The organism is Candidatus Poribacteria bacterium (assembly GCA_021295715.1).
Taxonomy (GTDB): domain Bacteria; phylum Poribacteria; class WGA-4E; order WGA-4E; family WGA-3G; genus WGA-3G.
In genome coordinates this window covers 1-7021 of sequence record JAGWBV010000151.1, presented here as the reverse complement: position 1 = coordinate 7021, position 7021 = coordinate 1, and the positions used below count along the sequence as shown (strand labels likewise).

8 protein-coding genes are annotated in these 7021 nt (G+C 47.4%); all 8 read right to left on the bottom strand.

Annotation, left to right across the window (positions count from 1 at the left end; genetic code table 11):
- Positions 1-209: 209 nt before the first annotated feature.
- Positions 210-1106 (bottom strand): class I SAM-dependent methyltransferase, encoded by an 897-nt coding sequence (locus J4G07_22075; protein MCE2416673.1) that lies wholly within the window; start codon positions 1104-1106, stop codon positions 210-212.
- A gap of 99 nt (positions 1107-1205) precedes the next feature.
- Positions 1206-2222: a PD40 domain-containing protein gene (locus J4G07_22070; GenBank protein ID MCE2416672.1), complete on the bottom strand. Its 1017-nt coding sequence runs from the start codon at positions 2220-2222 to the stop codon at positions 1206-1208.
- Between the two features lie 129 nt (positions 2223-2351).
- Positions 2352-2558 (bottom strand): hypothetical protein, encoded by a 207-nt coding sequence (locus J4G07_22065; GenBank protein MCE2416671.1) that lies wholly within the window; start codon positions 2556-2558, stop codon positions 2352-2354.
- 200 nt (positions 2559-2758) lie between these two features.
- Positions 2759-3727 (bottom strand): PD40 domain-containing protein, encoded by a 969-nt coding sequence (locus tag J4G07_22060; GenBank protein MCE2416670.1) that lies wholly within the window; start codon positions 3725-3727, stop codon positions 2759-2761.
- 116 nt (positions 3728-3843) lie between these two features.
- Entirely contained in the window at positions 3844-4062 is a 219-nt protein-coding gene (locus J4G07_22055) for a hypothetical protein (protein MCE2416669.1), read from the bottom strand.
- A gap of 214 nt (positions 4063-4276) precedes the next feature.
- Complete coding sequence (locus J4G07_22050) at positions 4277-5245, bottom strand: PD40 domain-containing protein (GenBank protein MCE2416668.1); 969 nt, start codon at positions 5243-5245, stop codon at positions 4277-4279.
- A gap of 120 nt (positions 5246-5365) precedes the next feature.
- Positions 5366-5578, bottom strand: a complete 213-nt coding sequence (locus J4G07_22045; protein ID MCE2416667.1) for a hypothetical protein — start codon at positions 5576-5578, stop codon at positions 5366-5368.
- A gap of 29 nt (positions 5579-5607) precedes the next feature.
- Positions 5608-7021: glycosyltransferase family 4 protein (locus tag J4G07_22040; GenBank protein ID MCE2416666.1), on the bottom strand; the 1414-nt coding region annotated here is incomplete at its 5' end.

The following is a 7021-nucleotide window of genomic DNA, read 5'->3' as shown; positions in this document are numbered from 1 at the left end:
TCTCCGAAAACAGGACGTGCCTGTTGTTTCACTTCTTGTATCTGGTTCAGTCTTTGAGATTCTGCCCATTGTAGGTAAAAAGGTGGTAAAGTTACGACTACCGTCAAAACAATTAAAATAATGATCGCACGTTTCATAAAATAAGTTAAATCAAAAAAAATTAGAAAGTATTCATAGTGCGACATAATATAAACAAAAAGAGCCTTTCTTTAGAATTTTACGCTTAACGCGAATGTATCGACGAAGGAACCCGCTTGACGTTGGAATTCCTTCGTCTCAAAGTCAATAATCTTGAGCCCAACTTTTTCGTAGAGTGCTAAAACCTCATCGGGAGAATCAAAATCGTAGAGGTGCATCAACAACGGTAGCTGCACTGGGAGTGCTGTGATGAGGTATCCACCCGGTTTCAGCACACGCATTGCTTCTAACAAGCCAGCTTCTGGATCAGGGATATGCTCAAGTACTTCAACAGCGATAACCCCATCGAAAGTATCGTCAGGATAGTGTAGACTGCGAACGTCTCCGATTGACAATTCACTCCTTTCACTTACCTCTTTTTTCTTTAAGAGTCTTTGTGCATGCTGAAGGCAGTGCTGACTAACGTCAACACCATCGACTTGCCATGAGGCATTCTGCTGTAGAATAAACGCGGTCAACACCCCAGGACCAAAGCCGAGATCACAGAAATGTGATTTCTCTTTGAAACAATCCAAATGCTTACTGATGAATGCTTTTCGCTCCAAAGCAGGCGGAAACGCAATATAGTTCAGGTGTTCGCTGATTGGGTAATACTTCGTTTCATAAAGTTTCGTTTTTACCGTTTCAAAGTCCCTATCTGCTGTGAGTTCAGTAGGAAGTTCAAGCGCGAAAAGTTGTTCAACAGTTATCTCGCCACAATGGAGAATGTCGCTGACAATTTCTTCAGTGTGCGCCCAATTCGTTTCCGGTTGTTGAATCAGGGAGTCCGTCTGCTCCAAGATGGAGGAAAATAGATACTGGATGGTCTGTTCAAAACGAGCACGATGGTATTCCACGGCGTGTGGATATACGTCTATATGTGTTTGAAGGCGTGCCTCAAACGCGGTTTCAAATTCAGGATAGTTCATTCATCAATTACCTTTTTTCTATCGGACTCGTAGTTTGTTGATATTACGTTCACAATAATTTATCCGCAAGGTAGAGAAAGACTATGTTCTCGATAGATCCTACTTCCGTTTTAGTTCTCCCCATGTTGTCGTGAGCAGCTGGGGTTGTGGTGAAACCGGCAACGCATACGCTGGGTCAAACCAGTCTCCGCCAGCATTCGCTTGGCGACGAGATAAACCGACAATATGCGTCAGTTGTGTCAGGATGCCGTCATTCACGTTAACTTTGAAGATTTGGAACCGCCCCTTAATTTCCTGTGTATAAAGCACGTCTTCTCCATCTGGCGATAGCGCAGGATACTGGGCATAGGGACCTGCTTCTTTAACGAGCTGCTGGAGACCGGTGCCGTCGCGATTGACGATGTAGATCGTCTGCTTTGCCTTCCAAGCGTTGTGCAGATCCGCATCCAAGATGGGGGGTAGCGGATGCTTGTTCCCAGTAAAGGCAAGTCTGTCTCCCACAGCCGACCAAGAAGGATAGTATTGCCAAATCAGTGCTTTCTTGGGTAGCGGTTGTGCCTGCGCTCGTGTCTGGACGTTGATAAATGTCAGTTGAGACGCGAATGGCTGTTCTACAGAGTAGGCAATTTCAGTGCCATCGGGCGACCATGCGGGATCCCAGCCTTCCGCAATATGTTCATCCTCTTGTTCCCCAAGGCGCGCAATGCGGATATCAGAATTAAGACTATTCCACTGCATGTTCACATAAGCGATGTGTTTGCCATCTGGCGACCATGTTGGATGGGTTCTATAAATTTTCGTTTTTCTCTTGAAGAAGCGTCGAACGTTGTTTCCATCTGGGTCCATCAAGTAAAGGTCTCGCTCCCCCCCGCGATCGGAGATAAAAAGAATCTTTTCGCCTGTAGGTGACCAGACGGCTTGCAGATCATTTCCAGGATGTTGTGTGAGTCTCATCTGTTCGCTGCCATCTGGGTTCATGGTGTATATTTCTCTGTTTCCGTCGCGTGCAGAGGTGAACAAAATTTTAGAGGTCGTCGGTGCTTTTGCGAAAAGCGGAGTGCCGTTCGCACATAGTAGTATCACACTAAGCATGTAAGAGATGAATATGCGTTTCATCTGTATTCCTCCGAAATTTCTCAGGATATCTAATAAACTCAGCATATGGGAGTGTGTGGTAGTAAAACCACCACACGCTGGAAAGTCAACAAGATTATGACGGTCTACCCACAATCTATATTGACATTATTAATAACATGTACCCACCCCAGCGATAAAGGGACCACGACATGCCTTTGGTGGCATGCAGTGTTCGGGTTTCCGGCATAATCCTGCGTCGGCATCTGGTGTTCCGATGATTGCCTGCGCGAGCAGGGTCAATGGGGATTTTATCCCCACTTTGCCTTCTTCGGATTGGACGAATTCGCGGATTTTACCGCGGAGATTTGTTTTCATTCAAGTTCACCTCCTCTCTTTCTACCGGAAATCTAACTCCGGCGGGATTCGCTTCCCAACTTCGGTTGGGAAACCCATCTCCAACGAGAAGTGCCTGTTTACAAAAGCCCGCTCCTTGTTGGAAAAACTTGTAAACTGATTCAATTGAGTAAACATCTACTTTTGTATCAAAGCGTTCCAAGTCGGCTATACCTGAAAACCTACTCCCGTTTCAGTTTTCCCCATGTTGTTGTTAGCAGTTGGGGTTGTGGTGAAACCGGCAATGCATACGCCGGATCAAACCAATCTCCCAGATAATTTACGCCAATATGTGTCAGTTGTTCTACCTGTTTCTCGTCTACCCCAATTTTAAAAATTTGGCGGTCTTCGTGAATATAGAGGAGGGCATCCCCTTGTGGTGACCAAACCGGGTCGCTTGCGTCCGGGCCTGCTTCGCCAACAAGCTGCACAAGGCCGGTTCCATCGCGATTCACGGTGTAGATAGTTTGTGTGTCGGCAAAATCCCGCAACGGCACCCGATGGAGCCAGGAAAAAGCAAGTTTATCACCCTTTGGAGACCAAACCACACGTCCTGATATCCACGAAGGTGGTGCCTTAGGCGGAAAGATAACTTTTTGTTTTCGCGTGCCGAGGTTCAGTATACTGATGTGGCTCCGTTCGGGCGCGCCACTGACAAAGGCAATCTCCGTGCCATCCGGGGACCAAGTAGGACAACCTCCAATCGCTACTTTTTCCTCTTGTTTACCATCAATTGTACTGATATAAATAAAATTTCCGCTGGGCTCTCGCCGTGTATAAGCAATCTGTTTCCCATCAGGAGACCACGCGGGTTGAGATCTATCTGCTGACTTTGCAAATACGGCTTGCACATTGCTACCATCGGCATCCATTAGATAGATATCCCAATGTAACTCTTGCTTGTTCCGGTCTGATGAAAAAAGAATCTGTTCGCCTGTCGGGGACCAAGCAGACATGCCATCACGGGCGCGGTGGTTGGTTATTTTTACCTGCTGAGTCCCATCGGGATTCATCAAGTAGATGTCCCGATTGCCATCACGAGATGAGGTAAACGCGATTTTTGGGGTTTCGGGTGCTTGTGCCCAGATACGACAAATGCTTGAACATACAAGGGTCAGGCTAAAAAGAACACCCATTGCTGTAAATTTCACAATACATTCCTCCTACAGTGAGGTAGCAGCCACTTCCGTCTCTTCAGAAGGAAGCGTACCTGCTAACCTACAGAGGGAGGCGACAAAAGCCGCCACACCCTCTGTAAACGAGAAAATCACCGTGGGACACAAGTCATCACACTGCATTTCTCATCATCTGCACAATGTTCGTCAACCAGGCACATCCATGCTTCTGCCCGTGGAGTACCAACAATGGTTTGTGCCAACAAGATACTTCCTGCGGCTACACCGAGCGTCAGGGGGGATTTAATCCCGACCTTGCCTTCCTCGGATTGGACGAATTCGCGGATTTTACCGCGCAGATTCTTTTTCATTTCTGTTCACCTCCTCTCTTTTTACCGGAAATCTCGATCCGGTGGGATTCGCTTCCCAACCGTAGGTGGGAAACCCATTTCCAAGGCGAATCGCTTCGTAGCAGGAGTAGAGCTCTCCCCTTGGAAATGCTTGAAAACACATACAACCTCAGCAGTTCTAACATTTTGAATAACATGACTGCTAAAATATTTTCAAGGTGATTAAATCTAAAATCTACTCCCTTTTCAGTCGTCCCCATACTGTGGTCAGTAACTGAGGTTGTGGTGCAACCGGCAATGCATACGCCGGATCGAACCAATCTCCGAGATAATTTGCGCCAATATGTGTCAGTTGTTCTACCTGCTTATCATCTATCCCAATTTTAAAAACTTGGTCGTCTCCGTGAATATAAAGCAGGGCATCCCCCTGTGGCGACCAAACCGGGTCGGCTGCCTGCGGCCCCGCTTCGTCAACAAGCTGCACAAGACCGGTTCCATCGCGATTGATGATGTAGATGGTTTGTGTGTCAGCAAAATCCGCCAGCGGCACCCGATGGAGCCACGAAAAAGCGAGTTTATCACCCTTTGGCGACCAAACTACACGTCCTGATATCCACGAAGGGGGCGCCTTCGGTGGAAAGATTACTTTTTGTTTTCGCGTGCCCAAGTTAAGTATACTGATGTGGCTCCGATCGGGCTGACCACTGACAAAGGCAATCTCCGTGCCATCCGGGGACCAAGTTGGGCAACTTCCAATTGCCACTTTTTCCTCGTGTTTACCATCAATCGTAGCGATATAAATAAAACTCCCGCTCGGCTCTCGCCGTCTATAAGCAATCTGTGTCCCGTCAGGGGACCACATGGGTTGAGCTCTATCGGCTGACTTGGCAAATACGGCTCGCACATTGCTACCATCGGCATCCATTAGATAGATATCCCAATGTAACTTTTGCTTGTTCCGGTCTGATGTAAAAAGAATCTGTTCGCCTGTTGGGGACCAGACCCCCAGGGTATCGATAGCGCGGTGGTTGGTTATTTTTACCTGCTGCGTCCCATCGGGGTTCATCAAGTAGATGTCCCGATTGCCCTCACGAGTGGAGCTAAACACGATTTTTGGGGTTTCGGGTGCTTGTGCCCAGATGCGATAAGTGCTTGAACACACGAGGATCAGGGTAAAAAGAACAGATATTGCTGTAAATTTCACAATACATTCCTCCTACAGTGAGGTAGCAGACACTTCCGTCTCCTCAGAAGGAACGTGCCTGCTCACCTATAGAGGGAGGCGACAAAAGCCGCCATACCCTCTGTAAGCAAGAAAATCGCTTTAGGGCATACAAGTGCCCTGACTGCAGTTCCCACTTTCACACTCATGGTTAAAGTTGCACATCCATGCTTCTGCCCGTGGTGTTCCAACGATAGCCTGTGCGAGCAGAACACTCCCAACCGCCGCACCGAGCGTCAGTGGGGATTTGACTCCCACTTTGCCTTCCTCAGACTGGACGAATTCGCGGATTTTACCGCGCAGATTCTTTTTCATTTGGGTTTTTCTCCTTTCTGCCGGTGCTTCTATTCCGGCAAGATTGACCCCCCAACGTTGGTTGGGAGACCCATTTCCAAGACGAATTCATTCGCTACGGAAATAAAGCCTTTTCCTTGGAAATGCTTGAAAACTGCCTCGACTTCAGCAGGTGTGTGCTGTTCCGCTAACATTTCTATCAAAGCGGTTTTAAGGCAGCTATATCTATGAGTCCCCACTCGATACGCGCTGGACTCGGTGGTTCCAGCCCTTGGGTTATACCGATGGCAGAAAACCGAAGGGGACAAATTTATTCCTCTTCTAAAGGCATTCACGCTTCGCCGATACCCCTCTTCAATAGATTCAATAATTTCTTGTGCTACTTGTTCCCAAGTGAATTTCTGAACCAAATTTTTCGCGGCGTTTTCACACTCAATGCGTTGCTGGGAGGGTTTCAGCAACTGATCTATCGTTTGCGACAACTCGGACATCGGAACGCAGAAATCACCAAAACCCCGCCGCTCCGGTTTCACAACAGCACCGGCACCCGCAACCTCTGGTGGAAGTCCGTATGTCGTCATAGCGACACAAGGAGTCCCATACGCCATTGCCTCTAAAACCAACGAAAGCGGTGTTCCCGGAATCGCAGGAAAACAAACGAGATCGAGTGTCTGAAAGAAAATGGGTAATATCGAATGCGTTTCATTATCATCTACACTAAATATTACCACGTTGCTTGGTGGATTTGTGTAATATTCTGCTAAGAACGGATCGTAGACAAAAATCGCAAGATGTGGATTGGCACGAGCGAACGCGGAGATCAGCCTTGCCCCGTAGTTAGGTTCAAATCCAGAAATCAGTCCTACGATGGGTTGTTGTGCGAATATCGGTTTTTCAAAGAGAGCAGCAGTATGTTGTTTCGCCAAAGGTTTGCCTATCGGTTCACCAACGTTGATACCGTTCGGAACGACATGGATATTCTCTCCGGAAAAACCGCGTTCCATAAGCCACTCCCTTATCCATGAGGCTTTGACAACCAATGTATCACCTACATTTTGGAAAGCACAAATATTCAGAAGTGTTTCAAGTGTTGAACCTTGAAATTTCGGAATATCATCTATACAGTGAACGATCGGCACATTCGGAACCTGATAGTATAACAGGTCATCCGTCATGAATTGGGAGAGGAGTAACATACCGTCATACCCATCCATCGCATACCAGGGTGGACTGAAGGCATCACTCTCCTCCACCGCTATATTCCGAATCTGAATCTCCCCCAAACCTTGGAGGTCCTCCGGCTTTAAGTCTGTTTTCCCTGCTTCGGAAAAGGTGAGTGTCTCTAATTCTGCAGCCTTTGCCAAGTGTATCAAAAGTTGGTAGCGATTTAGATTTGTTACGTAGTCCAGCGATGTTTTCTCTTTTGTAAAGTGAAACGGCACCAACAACTTCGGCTTCCGATTC